Annotated in this window: 17 protein-coding genes and 1 pseudogene; 10 read left to right on the forward strand and 8 right to left on the reverse strand. The window is 58.3% G+C overall.

What is annotated here, in order from left to right; translation table 11 throughout:
• From GFB49_RS18320 to recR, 4 genes and pseudogenes are all read left to right on the forward strand, one after another.
• Positions 1 to 562, forward strand: a pseudogene (locus GFB49_RS18320) (DNA polymerase III subunit gamma/tau); the annotation flags it as partial.
• 39 nt (positions 563 to 601) lie between these two features.
• Complete coding sequence (locus GFB49_RS18325; RefSeq protein ID WP_153217395.1) at positions 602 to 946, forward strand: RidA family protein; 345 nt, start codon at positions 602 to 604, stop codon at positions 944 to 946.
• Between the two features lie 195 nt (positions 947 to 1,141).
• The gene (locus tag GFB49_RS18330; RefSeq protein ID WP_153217396.1) at positions 1,142 to 1,486 is read left to right on the forward strand and encodes a YbaB/EbfC family nucleoid-associated protein; all 345 of its coding nucleotides are present in this window, start codon (positions 1,142 to 1,144) and stop codon (positions 1,484 to 1,486) included.
• A gap of 146 nt (positions 1,487 to 1,632) precedes the next feature.
• A complete protein-coding gene (recR, locus tag GFB49_RS18335) occupies positions 1,633 to 2,232 on the forward strand; it encodes a recombination mediator RecR (protein ID WP_343032633.1) in 600 nt (199 codons plus the stop codon).
• Positions 2,233 to 2,474: 242 nt separating this feature from the next.
• On the opposite strand, the gene ltaE is transcribed toward recR, so the two are convergent.
• Positions 2,475 to 3,521, reverse strand: coding sequence for a low-specificity L-threonine aldolase (ltaE, locus tag GFB49_RS18340; protein ID WP_343032634.1), 1,047 nt, complete (start codon positions 3,519 to 3,521; stop codon positions 2,475 to 2,477).
• A gap of 469 nt (positions 3,522 to 3,990) precedes the next feature.
• Positions 3,991 to 4,758, reverse strand: coding sequence for a DUF1013 domain-containing protein (locus GFB49_RS18345; protein ID WP_153217398.1), 768 nt, complete (start codon positions 4,756 to 4,758; stop codon positions 3,991 to 3,993).
• A 181-nt stretch (positions 4,759 to 4,939) separates the two neighbouring features.
• Between GFB49_RS18345 and GFB49_RS18350 the strand changes: the two genes are divergently transcribed.
• Positions 4,940 to 5,548: a ribonuclease T2 family protein gene (locus GFB49_RS18350; RefSeq protein WP_425505245.1), complete on the forward strand. Its 609-nt coding sequence runs from the start codon at positions 4,940 to 4,942 to the stop codon at positions 5,546 to 5,548.
• 171 nt (positions 5,549 to 5,719) lie between these two features.
• Positions 5,720 to 6,574: a DUF2189 domain-containing protein gene (locus GFB49_RS18355; protein ID WP_153217400.1), complete on the forward strand. Its 855-nt coding sequence runs from the start codon at positions 5,720 to 5,722 to the stop codon at positions 6,572 to 6,574.
• A 160-nt stretch (positions 6,575 to 6,734) separates the two neighbouring features.
• Here GFB49_RS18355 and GFB49_RS18360 read toward each other — a convergent pair whose 3' ends face one another.
• Both GFB49_RS18360 and GFB49_RS18365 read right to left on the reverse strand, forming a co-directional pair.
• On the reverse strand, positions 6,735 to 7,721 hold the full coding sequence (locus GFB49_RS18360) for an NAD(P)H-quinone oxidoreductase (protein WP_153217401.1): 987 nt from the start codon (positions 7,719 to 7,721) through the stop codon (positions 6,735 to 6,737).
• 126 nt (positions 7,722 to 7,847) lie between these two features.
• Positions 7,848 to 8,531, reverse strand: coding sequence for a COQ9 family protein (locus GFB49_RS18365; protein ID WP_153217402.1), 684 nt, complete (start codon positions 8,529 to 8,531; stop codon positions 7,848 to 7,850).
• Positions 8,532 to 8,667: 136 nt separating this feature from the next.
• On the opposite strand from GFB49_RS18365, the gene rpsU reads away from it, so the two are divergent.
• Positions 8,668 to 8,874, forward strand: a complete 207-nt coding sequence (gene rpsU, locus GFB49_RS18370) for a 30S ribosomal protein S21 (RefSeq protein WP_008207378.1) — start codon at positions 8,668 to 8,670, stop codon at positions 8,872 to 8,874.
• Between the two features lie 522 nt (positions 8,875 to 9,396).
• The gene (locus GFB49_RS18375) at positions 9,397 to 10,533 is read left to right on the forward strand and encodes a CAP domain-containing protein (protein ID WP_153217403.1); all 1,137 of its coding nucleotides are present in this window, start codon (positions 9,397 to 9,399) and stop codon (positions 10,531 to 10,533) included.
• A 257-nt stretch (positions 10,534 to 10,790) separates the two neighbouring features.
• On the opposite strand, the gene ppk2 is transcribed toward GFB49_RS18375, so the two are convergent.
• The gene (gene ppk2 / locus GFB49_RS18380; protein ID WP_153217491.1) at positions 10,791 to 11,696 is read right to left on the reverse strand and encodes a polyphosphate kinase 2; all 906 of its coding nucleotides are present in this window, start codon (positions 11,694 to 11,696) and stop codon (positions 10,791 to 10,793) included.
• A gap of 202 nt (positions 11,697 to 11,898) precedes the next feature.
• On the reverse strand, positions 11,899 to 12,357 hold the full coding sequence (locus GFB49_RS18385) for an Lrp/AsnC family transcriptional regulator (RefSeq protein ID WP_153217404.1): 459 nt from the start codon (positions 12,355 to 12,357) through the stop codon (positions 11,899 to 11,901).
• Positions 12,358 to 12,507: 150 nt separating this feature from the next.
• Here GFB49_RS18385 and ald point away from each other — a divergent pair, with 150 nt between their 5' ends.
• Both ald and mscL read left to right on the forward strand, forming a co-directional pair.
• A complete protein-coding gene (ald, locus tag GFB49_RS18390; protein WP_153217405.1) occupies positions 12,508 to 13,623 on the forward strand; it encodes an alanine dehydrogenase in 1,116 nt (371 codons plus the stop codon).
• A gap of 233 nt (positions 13,624 to 13,856) precedes the next feature.
• Positions 13,857 to 14,285 carry a large conductance mechanosensitive channel protein MscL gene (gene mscL, locus GFB49_RS18395; RefSeq protein ID WP_153217406.1) on the forward strand — a complete coding sequence of 143 codons (429 nt, stop codon included), beginning with the start codon at positions 13,857 to 13,859 and terminating at the stop codon, positions 14,283 to 14,285.
• Between the two features lie 131 nt (positions 14,286 to 14,416).
• Here mscL and GFB49_RS18400 read toward each other — a convergent pair whose 3' ends face one another.
• The gene (locus tag GFB49_RS18400) at positions 14,417 to 14,974 is read right to left on the reverse strand and encodes a GNAT family N-acetyltransferase (protein ID WP_153217407.1); all 558 of its coding nucleotides are present in this window, start codon (positions 14,972 to 14,974) and stop codon (positions 14,417 to 14,419) included.
• 10 nt (positions 14,975 to 14,984) lie between these two features.
• On the reverse strand, positions 14,985 to 15,431 hold the full coding sequence (locus GFB49_RS18405; protein WP_153217408.1) for a YtoQ family protein: 447 nt from the start codon (positions 15,429 to 15,431) through the stop codon (positions 14,985 to 14,987).
• Positions 15,432 to 15,465 lie beyond the last annotated feature (34 nt).

Genomic DNA, 15,465 nt, shown 5'->3' on the forward strand with positions numbered 1-15,465 from the left:
CGCGGCTTCGGCTTACGCCTCAGCCGCGCCGCAAGGCTCTCCCGGTAGTGGACCAAATGGCGCTCCCACGATGGCGCAAGGCGGGGCAACCACACGCACCGCTGTGGCCCCGCAAACCAACCTGGCCTTGGCCCGCTATCCAACCTTTGAACATGTGGTCGAACTGGTGCGCAAACACCGAGACGTCAAATTGTTGGTTGAGGTTGAAGGCGGCGTGCGTTTGGCAGCCTATCAACCCGGTCGGATCGAATTTACCCCGTCAGACACCGCCCCCCGCGACCTGGCCGCCCGTCTGGGCACCGCCTTGCAGAACTGGACAGGCAACCGCTGGGTGGTCACCATCGTGGCAGGCTGTGCGGCGCAAACAATCGCCGAAGTCCGCGACGCCGCGGACAACGCGCTCAAGGCCGAAGCCTCCGCCCATCCCTTGGTACAGGCCGTGCTGGCTGCCTTCCCAAAAGCCAAAATCAAACGCATCCGCACCTCCCAAGAACTGGAGGCTGAGGTTCAGGCCGACGCCCTCCCAGAGGTCGAGGATGAATGGGATCCGTTTGAAGAATAACGCCGCACACACGCACAGCTTTGCAAAGAAAGAAGCCCTATGATCAAACGCCTTCACACCGGTCAACGGATGAGCAAAATCGTCAAGCACAATGGCACCGCCTACCTCTGCGGTCAGGTTGGCAATGCTGACGACAGCGTGGCTGATCAAACCCGCGAATGCATCCGCCGGATCGAGGCCCTGCTCGAAGAAGCCGGATCCTCCAAAGAGCAAATGCTGCAAGTGGTCATCTGGCTGGCCGACATGGCAGACTTTGCCGAGATGAACGCAGTCTGGGACGCCTGGGTCCCCGAAGGCCACGCCCCGGCCCGTGCCTGCGGCGAAGCGAAACTGGCCCGACCAGAACTCAAAGTTGAGATGATCGTCACCGCCGCCTACGACTAAGACCAGACGACATCGCCTTTTCATCTTTTCAAAAATACTTCGGGGGGTGAGCCCCAAAAGGGGCGAACACTGGGGGCAGCGCCCCCTAATCAACCAATTGGGTCGCCCTGCGCCCCTTGCCGAAGCCCCAAAGGCTCCGTATCTAAAGCCTCAGCGCATGACCCCATGCAACATGGACAGGACAAGGAGACCGCGATGTTCAAAGGCCTCGGTGCTCTCGGCGATATGGCCGGGATGATGAAAAAAGCCCAAGAAATGCAAACTAAAATGGCTGAGATGCAGGATGACCTGGCCAATCTCACCGTGACCGGCGAAGCAGGCGCAGGGCTGGTCAAAGCCACTGCAACCGCCAAGGGCGAGCTGACCGCGCTGGATATTGATCCCTCGATTTTCTCGGGCGATGACAAGGAAGTGGTCGAGGACCTGATCCTCGCAGCGGTCAAAGACGCGCAAGGGAAAGCGGCTCAAAAAGCCCAGGACGAGATGAAAAAGCTGTCCGAAAGCATGGGTCTGCCCGCGGATATGAAGCTGCCGTTTTAAGGCTCTTTGCGGTATCGGTTGCACAAAACCGATGGCACAATACCCATCCGGCAAGGGAAACAAAACTCGAACATTTCCCTTGCTGCGACTTTGTGATTGTGGACAATACCCACAGGCCCCTCACACCCAAGGACACCATACGCCCCGTGTCGCAAAACACCCTTGCTGAGATCGAACATCTGATTGCGCTTCTGGCAAAGCTGCCAGGCCTTGGCCCCCGCTCCTCCCGGCGCGCGGTCCTGCATTTGATCCGCAAAAAAGACCTGCTGCTAACCCCTTTGGCAAACGCAATGCAGGAAGTGGCAGCCAGCGCGCGCAGCTGCCTCAATTGCGGAAACATCAGCACATCTGACATTTGCCCGATCTGCGCCGACGAGGCCCGCGGCAATGGAGAGCTTTGCGTGGTCGAAGATGTCTCGGACCTTTGGGCCATCGAACGGGCTGGCTCGTTTAAAGGACGCTACCATGTGCTCGGCGGCACTTTGTCTGCGCTCGATGGTGTGGGACCCGATGACCTGCGCATTCCACAGCTGGTGGACCGAATGGCCAGCGAAAGTGTGCATGAAGTCATTCTGGCGCTGGACGCCACCATAGATGGGCAAACAACGGCCCATTACATTATGGATCACTTGCCGTCCGGCGTGACCCTGACCTCCCTCGCCCAAGGGGTGCCGATTGGCGGGGAGCTCGACTACCTGGATGAAGGCACAATTACAGCGGCGCTGAATTCGCGCAAAGCGGTGTAAGGCCAGCTCGTCTGCGGCACGCAATTGACTTCAAGCGCTGCACTTGCTTCGGCAAGAATCGGAGAAGTGCTCCCGCGCTTTCAACAATGCCCTGGCCTTTGGCCAGACCCCCGTGAAACCTTGGGCGTAGCGCCGCGCCTTCGGCGCGGCGCTACGCCCAACGGGAGGACAGCAATCTGTGATTGCCGACGACGGGCGGGAGAGCTTTGGATTGGGCGAATGACGCTGGCCTCAGCCTCCAATCAAACACCTTGGATAACTTGCAGCAGAGCTTCAAAATCCGATTCCGTGACGTCCTTGTGCAGAACCATGCGGATAGGACCCGTTGCCGGAACATTCAACGTCACCCCCGCATCCAGCAAGCGGTTTACAAGTTCTGACCGCGTATCCTCCATCGGGGTCCAAAAGATCATATTTGTGCCAAACGCAACATCTCCCACACCCGCGCGGGTCAAAGCCTCGGCCAAAGTCTGGGCCCGCATATGATCCTCGGCCAAGCGGCTCACGTTATGGTCCAGCGCATAAAGCCCTGCTGCTGCCAAAACTCCCGCCTGCCGCATGCCACCGCCAAGCATCTTGCGCAGGCGGCGCGCTTTGGCCAGCAGATCGGCCTCCCCCACCAGCACGGATCCCACCGGCGCGCCCAACCCTTTGGACAGGCAAATTGAGACCGTATCAAACGGCGCCGCCAAAGCCTGCTCGCCACATTGCAGCGCAATACTTGCATTAAAAAATCGCGCGCCGTCCAGATGGGTGGACAGACCCGCTTGCCGCGCAGCCTCAGTCGCAGCCGTACAGCGCGGAAGCGGAACCGCTTTGCCATTGTGGGTGTTTTCCAAAGACAGCAGGCGACTGACCGGATGATGCGGATCATCCTCCTTGATGGCGGCGGCGACATCTTCGGCCTCCAATCCGCCGTCCGGGGCAACGGTCAAAGGGTCAAACATACAGCCGCCCAAAACCGAAGCCCCGCCAGCCTCATACTTGAAGATGTGGTAATCCCGACCCGTGATCACCTCTTCGCCGCGTCCGCAATGCGACAATAGCGCGATCAAATTGCTTTGCGTCCCCGAGGGCAGAAACAGGCCTGCGTCCTTGCCCAGCCGCTCTGCCAGAACCGCTTCAAGCCGCGTGACAGTGGGATCCTCGCCATAGACATCATCGCCAACTTCGGCAGCCGCCATAGCCGCGCGCATCGCGGGATCCGGGCGCGTAACCGTGTCGCTGCGCAAGTCTACCAAAGACGGTGCAGTATTGTTTCTGTCCTGTGTTGCGCTGTATTGGCTCACTTTACTCTTCCTCAGTCTGCGCCTGATGTAGCTGCGGCGACTTTCGCAGTCATCCTTGTCATACATCTGTCGACACGCGCATGGCAAAAGCCCGATTGTACCGCGTACACTCAGGCGAATTGGCCCATTGGAATTTCGATTTTCTGGACACAACTGCGCTGGCGGGCCGACACCACATGGGAAACAAGCGGGGCAGAGCACTCAACTCAAAATATAGCAAATTTGTGATGTGACATGCAACTCTCGCGATGGTAGAGCCGATACATTGCATATATTAGATGTGTTTTCTTGTCTTTGCGCTTTTGGCCGCTATTTAAAAGATTGTCACATTCTGTTTTTTGCGGATGATGTTGCCGTTTAGCCCCCAAGCAAACTCGCACACGCCAATCCGCAAAAGAAGCCGCAGCATTCTCATGCTGCGGCTTTGATGTTTTAATAGAAGTGCAAAAGAGCCGGTCAAAAGACCGGATTAAAACCGGCCTTCTTCTTCGTCTTCATCGTCCTCACCGCCGGATGGCAGGTTAAAGAAGCTGTCTGCATCCACAATCGGATCTTCTTCCTTGGGCTTATCATCCGCCGGGTTCCCACCCAGAGTAAAGGCCTCAAGCCCTTCGATGCCGCTTGGCATCTTGGGTTCTGCATCCATCTCCAGCGATTGCTCGGTTGACACCAGCTTGCGGCGCTCGTCATCGCTCATCACGCCACCTTCGGCCGCCTTGGCCGCTGCCGCTTTCTGAACAACCGCGTCCAGCTCGGATTGCTTACACAGGCCGAGCGCAACCGGATCAATCGGCTGCATATTGGAGATGTTCCAATGGGTCCGCTCACGGATCGACTGGATGGTCGGCTTGGTGGTGCCCACCAGCTTTGCGATTTGACCATCGCTCAGTTCCGGGTGGAATTTCACCAGCCACAGGATCGAATTCGGACGGTCCTGACGTTTGGACAGCGGGGTATAGCGCGGGCCACGGCGCTTTTCTTCGCCTGCAGCAGCCGGGTTGAACTTCAGGCGCAGCTTGTGCATCGGGCTGGCCTCTGCCTTGTCGATCTCTTCCTGGGTCAGCTGATTGTTTGCAACCGGGTCAAAGCCCTTTACGCCCACGGCCACTTCGCCATCTGCAATGCCCTGGATCTCCAGCTCATGCATGCCCACGAAATCGCCGATCTGCTTGAAGCTGATCATCGTATTGTCCACCAGCCACACGGCGGTCGCCTTGGCCATCAACGGTTTTGCCATGCGTCTTCTCCTTCACGCGTGCCTTATCCCCGGATATAGCTTTCCCGTCGCCTGAAAGAGGCGGTCCCGCTGATGGGGACAGGTTGCCGTTGTCGGGGAACTTATGCTCTATATAGTCGCCTTCAGTTCATAAGGAAAGAGGTCAATGCGTTTCCTGTTTTATGTCATTTTATCCGGTTTTATGGCCGCCGCAGCCCCAATTTCCGCCCAAGAGTATCAGTCAGGGCGATTTGACTATTATGTGCTCGCCCTCAGCTGGTCGCCAAATTGGTGCGCAGTGGAAGGCAAGGCCAAAGGGTCCGAACAATGTGATCCCCGCCAGGATCATGGCTGGACCCTGCATGGGCTCTGGCCCCAATACCATCGCGGCTGGCCCAGCTATTGCCGCAGCAATACCCCAGCCCCAACCCGGCGCATGACGGCCGAGATGGCTGATATCATGGGCACTTCAGGCCTGGCCTGGCACCAGTGGAAGAAACACGGCAGCTGTTCGGGCCTTTCGGCCCAAGGTTACTTTGACCTCTCCCGCAAAGCCTATGACGCTGTGACCCGCCCCGCCGTGTTTCGCAAATTGGACAAACCCGTGTCCCTGCCCGCCTCGGTGATCGAAGACGCCTTTCTCAAGGAGAATCCAGACCTGTCGCGCGACAGCCTCACCATCACCTGCCGCGACGGCTACATCCAAGAAGCGCGCATCTGCTTGTCGCGGGACCTGGACCCAGTGCCCTGTGGCCGCGACACGATCCGGGATTGCACGCTTAAAGATGCGCGTTTTACCCCGATCGAATAACGCAGGGCGATGACATCACAGAACCCTGTCGCAGCTGTGAGCGCTTGAAACTCTATTTTATGCTACACTGATGGCAGAGCTGCCCCTTTGGCCGCCATTGCTCTTGTGATCTCTGAGTGGCCACCGCGGCAGCACGTTGTGGAGGACGTTTTTACTCAGGAGGGGAAAGTGATGGCGCATACAATTGGCAATCCAGCCAGCTGGCTGGCAAAACAATTTGGCGAGGCCGGACAGCATCTGGGCGGATCGGTGGATCAGATTCGATCGCGCTCAACCGAAGTGCCCGAAATCCGACGATTGGCAATGCAGGATCTCAAAGCGGCGCTCAAGCTGGGTTTGCAGGATTTTGCCGCCTGCCGCAGTGACGCAATGTTCATTGTGTTTCTCTACCCGCTGATCGGCATGGCCATGGTTGCCGCCGCCACATCCGAGCAGCTGTTTCCGCTCCTGGTGCCCATGATCCTGGGTTTTGCCATCGTGGGCCCAGCTGCCGCCGTTGGCCTTTATGAAATGTCCGCCCGGCGCGAGGCAGGGTTTCAGGCCAAATGGAGCGACGCGCTGAACGTGATCCGCTCACCCGCCTTTTTGCCCGTTCTAACACTGGCGCTATTTCTGGCAGCGCTTTTCATTCTTTGGCTCGTGGCCGCTAATATGATCTTTCTGCACACGATGGGGCCAGAGACACCGGACAGCCTGGCGCTTTTCCTAAGAGATGTGGTGATGACCCCAGAAGGCCGCTTGATGGCCATCTCCGGCATGGCAGTTGGCGCTTGCTTTGCTTTTGTGGGCTTTGCAACCGCGCTGATCTCTTTCCCGCTGCTACTGGATCGCCGTGTAGGCCTGCCTGTTGCAGTGGTCACATCCCTGCGCGCCGTACGCGGAAACCTGCGGGTGACCTTTACATGGGGATTTATCGTGGGCTTTGCGCTTGTGTTGGGGTCGATCCCCTTCTTTGCAGGGCTCATTCTGGTTGTACCCGTCCTGGGCCACGCCACATGGCATCTGTACCGCCGCTTAGTGGTCTGACAGTCGCCTGCCGCCCCGTTTTAAGTGGCACCCGCCCGCCAAAGGCGGGCGCGCCGCGGGAGCGGTGGCCGGGCGCATCAGCGCCCTGCCACCGCTCCCGCGGCGCTCTTGCTCCTATCGGAACAACACCCCTCCTGTGACATAAGACCCGCAGCCGACTTTAGCCCGCCACCTTCAAAACAAGCTTGCCAATATGGGCAGAACTTTCCATACGCGCATGGGCTTTGGCCGCATCCGCCAGTTCAAAACACTCGTCCATTACGGGTCCAATCCGCCCTGCCGCCAACAACGGCCAGACGCTGTGTCGCAATGCCTCCGCGATCTCCGCCTTTGCCAGATCGCTTTGCGGACGCAAAGTTGACCCCGTAATCGTCAGACGCCGCATCATCACATGCGCAAAATTCACCGCCACTTTGGGACCGGACAAGAACGCAATCTGAACCAGTCGCCCATCATCCGCCAGCGCTTTGATGTTACGCGGGATATAGTCTCCGCCGACCATATCCAGGATCACATTCGCCCCCCCTTCTCGGCGCATCACCTCCACAAAGTCATCCGTGCGATAATTCACCGCCCGCTCTGCCCCAAGGTCCAGACAGGCCTGACACTTCTCATCCGATCCAGCGGTTGCAAAAACCCGCGCCCCAAAGGCCCGCGCCAGCTGGATCGCTGTTGTGCCAATCCCAGACGTTCCCCCATGGACCAAAAACCGCTCGCCAGCCTTCAAACCACCCCGCTGAAACACATTGCTCCAAACCGTGAAAAACGTCTCCGGCAAACACGCCGCCTGTTTGAGGTCCATTCCCATTGGAACCGGCAAACAATGGGCCGCAGGCGTTGCCACATATTCCGCATAACCGCCCCCCGGCAGCAGGGCACAAACCTGATCGCCCACAGACAACCCACTGACCCCAGCGTCCACCGCGACAATCTCCCCTGCGGCCTCCAGCCCCGGCAAATCGCTCGCATCCGGTGGCGGCGCATAAGATCCAGCACGCTGCAACGCATCCGGCCGGTTCACCCCGGCAAAAGCGACTTTGATCACAACCTGACCCACCGCCGCCACTGGCACCGGCCGTTCACACAGCTTCAACACCTCTGGCCCGCCCGGCTCAGCAATCTCCACCGCTCGCATCATCTCTGTCATGACCTGCCCTTCTCTGTTCCTACATAAAACGCCAGCCAAACCGCACAGCTGCGATCCGGCCACCCGCTTTCATCTTTTCAAAAATACTCTCGCCGAAGGCCGGCGCACGGCGCCGTTCCTGCGCGCTCAGCCGCGCGTTCCAGGCAGATCATCCCGCGTCCCTGGTTTCTTGATCTGACTGGCCAGCCAATTGGGTCCCGCCAGCAAAGGCTTCAGCAACGGGTTTTTCTGCACCCCTGCTTTGACCTTCTCAAGCAGCATCACGTCATCAATGCGCCGCTCCAGAAACTCCCAGGTCGCCTGATGGTCCATACTGTCATCCCCCAACCAATAAAGCACCGTCGCCGAATAGACCCCCGACAGGGTGGCGCGTTTGCTGTACCAATTCACATCCTCTGACGTGTCACCCAAGGCATCCCAGATCGCATCACAGGTACCCCAGATCGCCCGCGCGCCGTCTCCGGCGTGATGCGGCAAGGAAAACAAAGTGGTCCCACGGCGCACCAGCTCTTTGTCCTCAACCGCTTCCAGGCGAAACCGCACGGCTTGCGCGATCTTGTCCCGAAACCGCAGACCCTCCAGATCTGCCGCCGCAAGGCGCGCGACCATGGCGCGATCCCCGGCCGCATGATAGGCCAGCGCCAGATCCACCGCACCGCGCGGACAGGCCATCCGCGCCAGCGGGGCCGCAACATCCGCATCGCGAATCGCGGCCTGAAAGCTCGCTTCGCTCCACCCGTCAAACGGCACATGCATCACGGCAGCCTCCAACAATTTGGCCTTTACCGCGTCCTGATCCGCTTCTGTCATACCAATCTCCCTGACTCTTGCGTTGTACATATCAGGACTCGCTCGCCCCGCACTAGACAAGGTAACATCATCTTGCTATATCGCCACCTCCTGCAATTTCCTTGCAACTCATATCTAGAAAGGTGGTGACAACCACATGCAGGTTAGTGTTCGCGACAATAACGTCGATCAGGCGCTTCGTGCCCTGAAGAAAAAGCTGCAGCGCGAAGGCGTCTTCCGCGAAATGAAGCTCAAGCAACATTTCGAAAAGCCGTCCGAGAAAAAAGCGCGTGAGAAAGCTGAAGCGATCCGTCGTGCCCGTAAACTGGCACGCAAGAAAGCCCAGCGCGAAGGCATGCTCTAAGCATCTTTCTGTGGCCCGAGGACCGGCAGGACCGGTCCCAGCGGCGCCTCTCCAGCTTGGTTCTGGATGCTGTAAAGTATAACGACCCCCGCAGCCCCTGGCTTCGGGGGTTTGTTTTTGCTCCCGGTCGCGCGTCTTGGCGGAAACAACCGGGTAATCTCTCTTAATTTTCGCCCATCCAAATGGGCAGGTCTCCCAAACAACTGCCTCAATTCGCCTGAAACTCGCCATATTTACACAAATCGCCACGTGTTTTACGAATCTCATCTTCGCTCACGTATCGCAAAGTGAGCGCAAAAATACTCGTTTTCTGAAAACAAATCGGCGTTTTCACGCTCAAAAAGGCCTCTACCTTTGGCAAAGGCAAATCTATGCCGACACCGACACAGGGTGCAGGCAGAGATTTACCGGTTCTTTACGAATTTAAATATCTCACAAGCGCCGTGCCCTATTTCCGCGATATTCCCATCGTAGAGGTTAACGAAAGGACCTCAGCAAAGAGGCAACCTAGGAGACTTACCTATGAGCGAAGCAAGCGCCCTTGAGCGTCAGATGCTGGAGCTGATCAACGCAGAGCGTGCTGCAAACGGGCTGTCACCCGTGCAGCTGGAACTGCGCCTGAACGATTCAGCCGAAGACCACAGCACCTGGATGTTGGAGCAGGACGTGTTTTCCCATACCGGTGAAGGGGGATCTTCTGCGGGCGATCGGATGGCCGATGCCGGCTTTGTGTTTTCCGGCAACTGGCGCTGGAGTGAAAACATCGCATGGCAAAGCGAACGCGGTGCACCCGGTCTGGAGGATGATGTCATCAACCTCCACAATGCATTGATGAACAGCCCCGGCCACCGTGCCAATATTCTGGACCCGAATGTCACCGTGATCGGAATTGGCATCGAATTGGGTGAATTCAACGGCTTCAACGCCGTCATGGTCACCCAGAACTTTGCCCGCACATCCGCCGACCTGCAACTGGATGAGGGCACAGGCACAGACCCGGCGCCATCAGATCCTGCACCTCAGGATCCAGCGCCCGCTGACCCGGTCCCAGCCGATCCCGAGCCAACGCCGGATGCCCCCACGACCGGAACAAATGGCAACGACAATATCACCTTGGACACAGCGGGTGAGCTGAACCTGCTTGCGGGACGGGATTTTGGTACCGGATCAGACGGCAATGATACCATCCGCGGTGGCGATGGTCGCGACGACCTGATTGGCAATGACGGAGCGGACCGTTTGATCGGCGGACGTCACAGCGACAACCTGTCGGGTGGTGACGGTCTGGACCGGCTGTTTGGCGGCGCAGGTTACGACAGCTTGTCTGGCGGCAACGACCGCGACATCCTCAAAGGTCAAAACGGCAACGACACCCTGGACGGGGGCGCAGGCAATGATCTGCTGGTTGGCGGCAACGGCCAGGACACCTTTGTGTTCTCTGAGGGGGCGGACAGGGTCGCTGACTTCAACCGCGGCGGCGTCGATGACTTTATCGATCTGAGCGCGGCCAATGGCATCAACAGCTTCACCGACCTGGTGAACAACCACGCAACAGAACTGGCCAATGGTCACCTGCGCATCACCGATGATGATGGCGACCGGCTGATTATCAGAAACACCGAGTTGAGCGACCTCGAATCGTCAGACTTTCTCTTCTAACGGTTTCGTGCCCTGCGGCACGACGGTCCATGTGCTGATCACGTCCCTCAAGCAGCATGGCCCCATACACCCGAGCGTCCCGACACCGGGACCTCTCTGAACTTCCCCGCCTGCGGGCCCTTTTGCCCCCAAGCACACAAGCCCTCAGGCGGGAGGTTCACCCTCACGCCCCGGACAGGTCGTTCATGCGTCTTCTGACCTGTCCACAACTGCAAAGCCCGGCCAATGGCCGGGCCTTTTTTTCGATCAATGCCAGATCAATAGATCTTGGGCACGTGCAGCTCGTCCGGCAGCACCCGGCGTTCGTAATCAGGATTATATTCCCGATCCGGCAGGTTGACCTTTTCGCTGGGCACATCCTCATAGGGGATCTTGGTCAGCAAATGTTCAATACAGTTCAGACGCTCGCGCTTCTTGTCGTTGCCTTCCACAATGAACCAGGGCGCTTCGGGGATGTTGGTGCGTTCAAACATCTCTTCCTTGGCCTTGGTGTATTGCTCCCAACGGATCCGGCTTTCCAGATCCATCGGTGACAATTTCCACTGTTTCATCGGATCATGGATCCGCATCAAGAATCGCAACTGCTGTTCTTCGTCGGTGATCGAGAACCAGTATTTCAGCACAATGATGCCCGAGCGGGTCAACATGCGCTCAAATTCCGGAACGTCCTGAAAGAATTGTTCCACCTGGTCGTCCGAGGCAAAGCCCATCACCCGTTCCACACCTGCGCGGTTGTACCACGACCGGTCAAACAGCACGATTTCACCGGCGGCCGGCAGATGCGGCACATAGCGTTGGAAATACCATTGGCTCTGTTCGCGACGGCTGGGTGCCGGCAGGGCCACAACACGCGCAACACGTGGGTTCAGACGTTGGGTGATCCGCTTGATCACCCCCCCTTTGCCCGCGCTGTCGCGGCCTTCAAACAGGATGCAGACCTTGGCGCCGGTATGCTGCACCCAGTCCTGCACCTTGATCAACTCCGCCTGCAGGCGCAGAAGGTTTTGGAAATAGACCTTGCGATCCAACATCTCAGGATGCTGCGCCCTGTAGATCTTGCGCAGCTCCATGGACAGCATGGGCTCGGCAAACTCGATCTCGAAATCCTCATCCAGCGTGTCCTGCAGTTCAGCTTCCAGCCAATCCAGGGATTTTGTGTCCATCTCGCCGGTCACGGGGATCTCCTTTTTGAATACTCTTCACATATGAGGCCATAGCGCTCCCATATGATCGTTTCATGTCAACGGGTGAAAAAACAGCAGCTTGGCACACCGCTCACATCCAGAACCACAAATAGAACATGCAAAGGTTGAAAGCTCAACCGGCATTCGGCCTCAATTCCACCTGCCCGGCACCGGCGGCCCCCTAAACAGGCAGCGCCGTCGTCTTGAACACCGTGCGCAAGGCAAAAGAGCTTTGCATCTGCGCCACCCCCGGCAGCCGGGCCAAATACTGGCGGTGGATGCGGGCAAAGTCTTCGGTGTTTTCCGCGACAACTTTCAATATATAATCCGCCGTACCGGCCATCAAATGACATTCCAACACGTCCGGGATCAAGGCAACCCCGCGCTCAAACGCATCCAGGACTTCATCTGCCTGACCCGACAAGGTGATTTCGACAAAGACCGTGGTCGGCACCTGCAGTTTGCGCGCATCCAGAAGGGCGACATATTTCCGGATATAATCCTCATTCTCCAACCGCTGTACGCGCCGGTGGCAAGCAGATTGCGACAGGTTCACCTCCTCAGACAGGTCAGCATTGGAAATCCGCCCCCGGTCTTGCAGGACCTTCAGAATCCTACGATCTGTTTCATCCAAGGCCATTTGTCGAAGATCCTCCCGCTAAGACCGCTTATTCTTCGAATATTCCACCATGCCTGGTTTGTAAACAGAACCACAAAGGCAGCACATTTTGTCGCACCTCCGGCATGCTGAATGCATTGGGAATAAAAATGAGCGCTTAGGAGAGTTGCCATGAAAATTGGATGCCCGACCGAGATCAAACCACAGGAATTCCGGGTTGGGATGACCCCGGACGCCGCCCGTGAAGCCGTCAACCACGGCCATACGGTGTATATCCAACAAGGTGCCGGCCTTGGCGCTGGGTTTGCAGATGCGGACTACCAGGCGGCCGGTGCGGCCATTCTGGACACGGCCGAAGAAATTTTTGCCACCGCTGACATGATCGTAAAGGTCAAAGAACCCCAGGCGATTGAGCGCAAGATGCTGCGCGAAGGTCAGCTGCTGTATACCTACCTGCACCTGGCCCCCGACCCGGATCAAACCCATGATCTGCTGAATTCGGGCTGCACCGCCATTGCCTATGAAACCGTGACCGATGCCCGCGGTGGCCTGCCTCTGCTGGCTCCGATGTCCGAAGTTGCAGGTCGTCTGGCTCCGCAGGTTGGCGCCTATACGCTGCAAAAGGCCAACGGCGGCCGTGGCGTTCTGATGGGCGGCGTGCCTGGTGTGGCCCCGGCCAAGGTTGTGGTAATCGGCGGCGGTGTTGTTGGCACCCACGCAGCCAAAGTCGCCGCAGGCATGGGTGCGGATGTCACCGTGCTGGACCGCTCGCTGAACCGTTTGAAATATCTGGATGACGTCTTTGGCCGTGATTTCAAAAACCGCTACGCCACCGCCGGCGCGACTGCCGAGCTGGTGCGGGACGCGGATATGGTCATTGGTGCGGTTCTGATCCCCGGCGCGGCTGCGCCGAAACTGGTCTCGCGCGCGGATCTGTCTGAAATGAAACCGGGCGCAGTTCTGGTGGATGTTGCCATCGACCAGGGCGGCTGCTTTGAAACCTCCAAAGCGACCACCCACGCGGATCCGATTTATGAGGTCGACGGCATCATGCATTATTGCGTGGCCAATATGCCTGGCGCCGTTGCGCGCACGTCAACCCTGGCGTTGGGCAATGCAACCCTGCCCTTCCTGCTGAACCTGGCTGACAAAGGCTGGAAAAAAGCCTGCGCCGATGATCCGCATCTGTTGAACGGTCTGAACGTCCATTCGGGCAAGCTGACCTATGCGGCCGTAGGCGAAGCCCTGGGTCTGGATGTGATCTCAGCCGAGAGCGCCATTCAATAAACACTCCTGCGCACCCCCTTTCATGTCCGGGGGTGTGCAACTTGGGCGTTTTGCGCAGCCGACGGCGGTCTTTCCGACAATGGCTGCGCAAAACGCTCTTTCTTTCCCCAAACGTAAAAGTTGAATACCGTTTACAGGTGGTGCAAAGCCCCCTTACTTTTGGCTATCTTTTGGGACAGCCAAAAAGACCAGAACGCGCCAATGCGCGCGACGACAGAACAAGGGGAAGTCACATGTTTAGCGAGTTCAAATCCTTCATTGCCCGCGGCAATGTTATGGACATGGCCGTCGGCATTATTATCGGCGCGGCCTTTACGGCAATTGTCAAATCCATGGTGGATGATCTGGTCAACCCGATCATTGGCCTGTTCACCGGCGGCGTGGATTTCACCAATAATTTCTTTGTGCTGTCGGGCGACGGCGACTACGCATCGCTGGAGGCGGCGCGCGAAGCGGGGGCTGCGGTGTTTGCCTATGGCGCCTTTGGCATGGCGGTGCTGAATTTTCTGATCATCGCCTTTGTGGTCTTTATGCTGGTGCGGTCCGTGAACAAGGCCAAAGAGGCGATGGAGAAACAGGACGAGCCTGCCGAAGAAACCCCCAAGGGTCCAAGCGAGCTGGATGTTCTGCTTGAGATCCGCGACGCGTTGAAAAAAGGCTGATCGCGCGGCTCAATCGCAAGCGCTCCCGCCTGTTCTGGGCCCCTGCCGGGGCCCGCTACAGTTGGGCATGGCGCCCTGTCTGCGACAGGGCGCGGGTCCTTTCTGGCGCGGGTTGCGCGAACCAAAGGACGTCAGGTGTGTGGTGAAGTGCGCGTTCGGGCCCGCGGGCGTTGCAGCAGGGTGTTGGCGCGCCCTTTGTAAGAAACATCGCCGCAGGCCTTGTAGCCAAGCCGCGCTGCCAAACGGTGGGAGGCAGCATGGTCATCTACAATAAGCGCGACCGTTTCCGGCCAAGGCTGCTGGTCCGCCCAAGTCAGTGCAGCTGTCATCGCCTCGGTTGCAAAGCCCTGCCCCTGCGCCCCCGGGGCAAAGGCCCATCCGGCCTCGATCGGGTCAGAGGTTAGCAGGGATTTCAGCGGCGGTTCTGACAGGCGCGGCAGCACACAGAAGCCTACCATCCCCAAATAGCCACCATCCCGCGCTGTGACCGCCCAATAGCCAAAGCCAAGGGCGGTCCAGTGACCCATGTGGAACATCAGCTTGGCCCAGGCGGTTTCCGCCGTATCCGGCACGCCGCTGATATGTTTCACCACCTGCGGATCGGACCAGACCCGCAGCACATCACCATAATCCGCCAGCCCGTGGCCGCGCAGGATCAACCGGTCGGAGCGAATCTCAGGCGGGGTCATGGCCACTGGTTCACTTGGGCAATGTGCCCTCGACCACATAAGTGAGGATCTCAACCACTTGCGCCGGTGTTTCGGCCACAGCCAGCGCCGCCGCATGCACTTCTTTGAGCGCATGCTGATGTTCCGGCGGGCTCAACACGATGATCGATTTGCCCAGGGCCGCTGCATAGCCGGCATCAAAAGCTGCATTCCATTGTTTGTATTTCTCACCAAAGCGGACCACAACCACATCCGCCTCTTCGATGCCTTTGCGGGTACGGATGGCGTTGATTTTGGCACCCTTATGATCGTGCCAGAATTTGCTGTCTTCGCCGCCCAGGATCGCCACGCCGCAATCATCGCTTGCGTCATGATCGGTAACCGGGGCGTTGAAATGGATGCCAAGCGCCTCGGCCCCGTCAATGATCTGCTCACGCCAGTCTGTGTGGATCTCACCGGAAAGATAAACGCTCATCATGGGATCTGTCCTTTGTGCCATGCCCCTGCGGGGC

The organism is Tritonibacter litoralis (genome assembly GCF_009496005.1).
GTDB lineage: Bacteria > Pseudomonadota > Alphaproteobacteria > Rhodobacterales > Rhodobacteraceae > Epibacterium > Epibacterium litoralis.

Excerpts from the sequence above, each read along its gene's own strand:
- GFB49_RS18325 (WP_153217395.1), top strand. The coding sequence starts at position 602 with ATGATCAAACGCCTTCACACCGGTCAACGGATGAGCAAAATCGTCAAG.
- GFB49_RS18330 (WP_153217396.1), top strand. The coding sequence starts at position 1,142 with ATGTTCAAAGGCCTCGGTGCTCTCGGCGATATGGCCGGGATGATGAAA.
- GFB49_RS18345 (WP_153217398.1), bottom strand. The coding sequence starts at position 4,758 with ATGGCAAAACCGTTGATGGCCAAGGCGACCGCCGTGTGGCTGGTGGAC.
- GFB49_RS18350 (WP_425505245.1), top strand. The coding sequence starts at position 4,940 with ATGGCCGCCGCAGCCCCAATTTCCGCCCAAGAGTATCAGTCAGGGCGA.
- GFB49_RS18355 (WP_153217400.1), top strand. The coding sequence starts at position 5,720 with ATGGCGCATACAATTGGCAATCCAGCCAGCTGGCTGGCAAAACAATTT.
- GFB49_RS18360 (WP_153217401.1), bottom strand. The coding sequence starts at position 7,721 with ATGACAGAGATGATGCGAGCGGTGGAGATTGCTGAGCCGGGCGGGCCA.
- GFB49_RS18365 (WP_153217402.1), bottom strand. The coding sequence starts at position 8,531 with ATGACAGAAGCGGATCAGGACGCGGTAAAGGCCAAATTGTTGGAGGCT.
- rpsU (WP_008207378.1), top strand. The coding sequence starts at position 8,668 with ATGCAGGTTAGTGTTCGCGACAATAACGTCGATCAGGCGCTTCGTGCC.
- GFB49_RS18375 (WP_153217403.1), top strand. The coding sequence starts at position 9,397 with ATGAGCGAAGCAAGCGCCCTTGAGCGTCAGATGCTGGAGCTGATCAAC.
- ppk2 (WP_153217491.1), bottom strand. The coding sequence starts at position 11,696 with ATGGACACAAAATCCCTGGATTGGCTGGAAGCTGAACTGCAGGACACG.
- GFB49_RS18385 (WP_153217404.1), bottom strand. The coding sequence starts at position 12,357 with ATGGCCTTGGATGAAACAGATCGTAGGATTCTGAAGGTCCTGCAAGAC.
- ald (WP_153217405.1), top strand. The coding sequence starts at position 12,508 with ATGAAAATTGGATGCCCGACCGAGATCAAACCACAGGAATTCCGGGTT.
- mscL (WP_153217406.1), top strand. The coding sequence starts at position 13,857 with ATGTTTAGCGAGTTCAAATCCTTCATTGCCCGCGGCAATGTTATGGAC.
- GFB49_RS18400 (WP_153217407.1), bottom strand. The coding sequence starts at position 14,974 with ATGACCCCGCCTGAGATTCGCTCCGACCGGTTGATCCTGCGCGGCCAC.
- GFB49_RS18405 (WP_153217408.1), bottom strand. The coding sequence starts at position 15,431 with ATGATGAGCGTTTATCTTTCCGGTGAGATCCACACAGACTGGCGTGAG.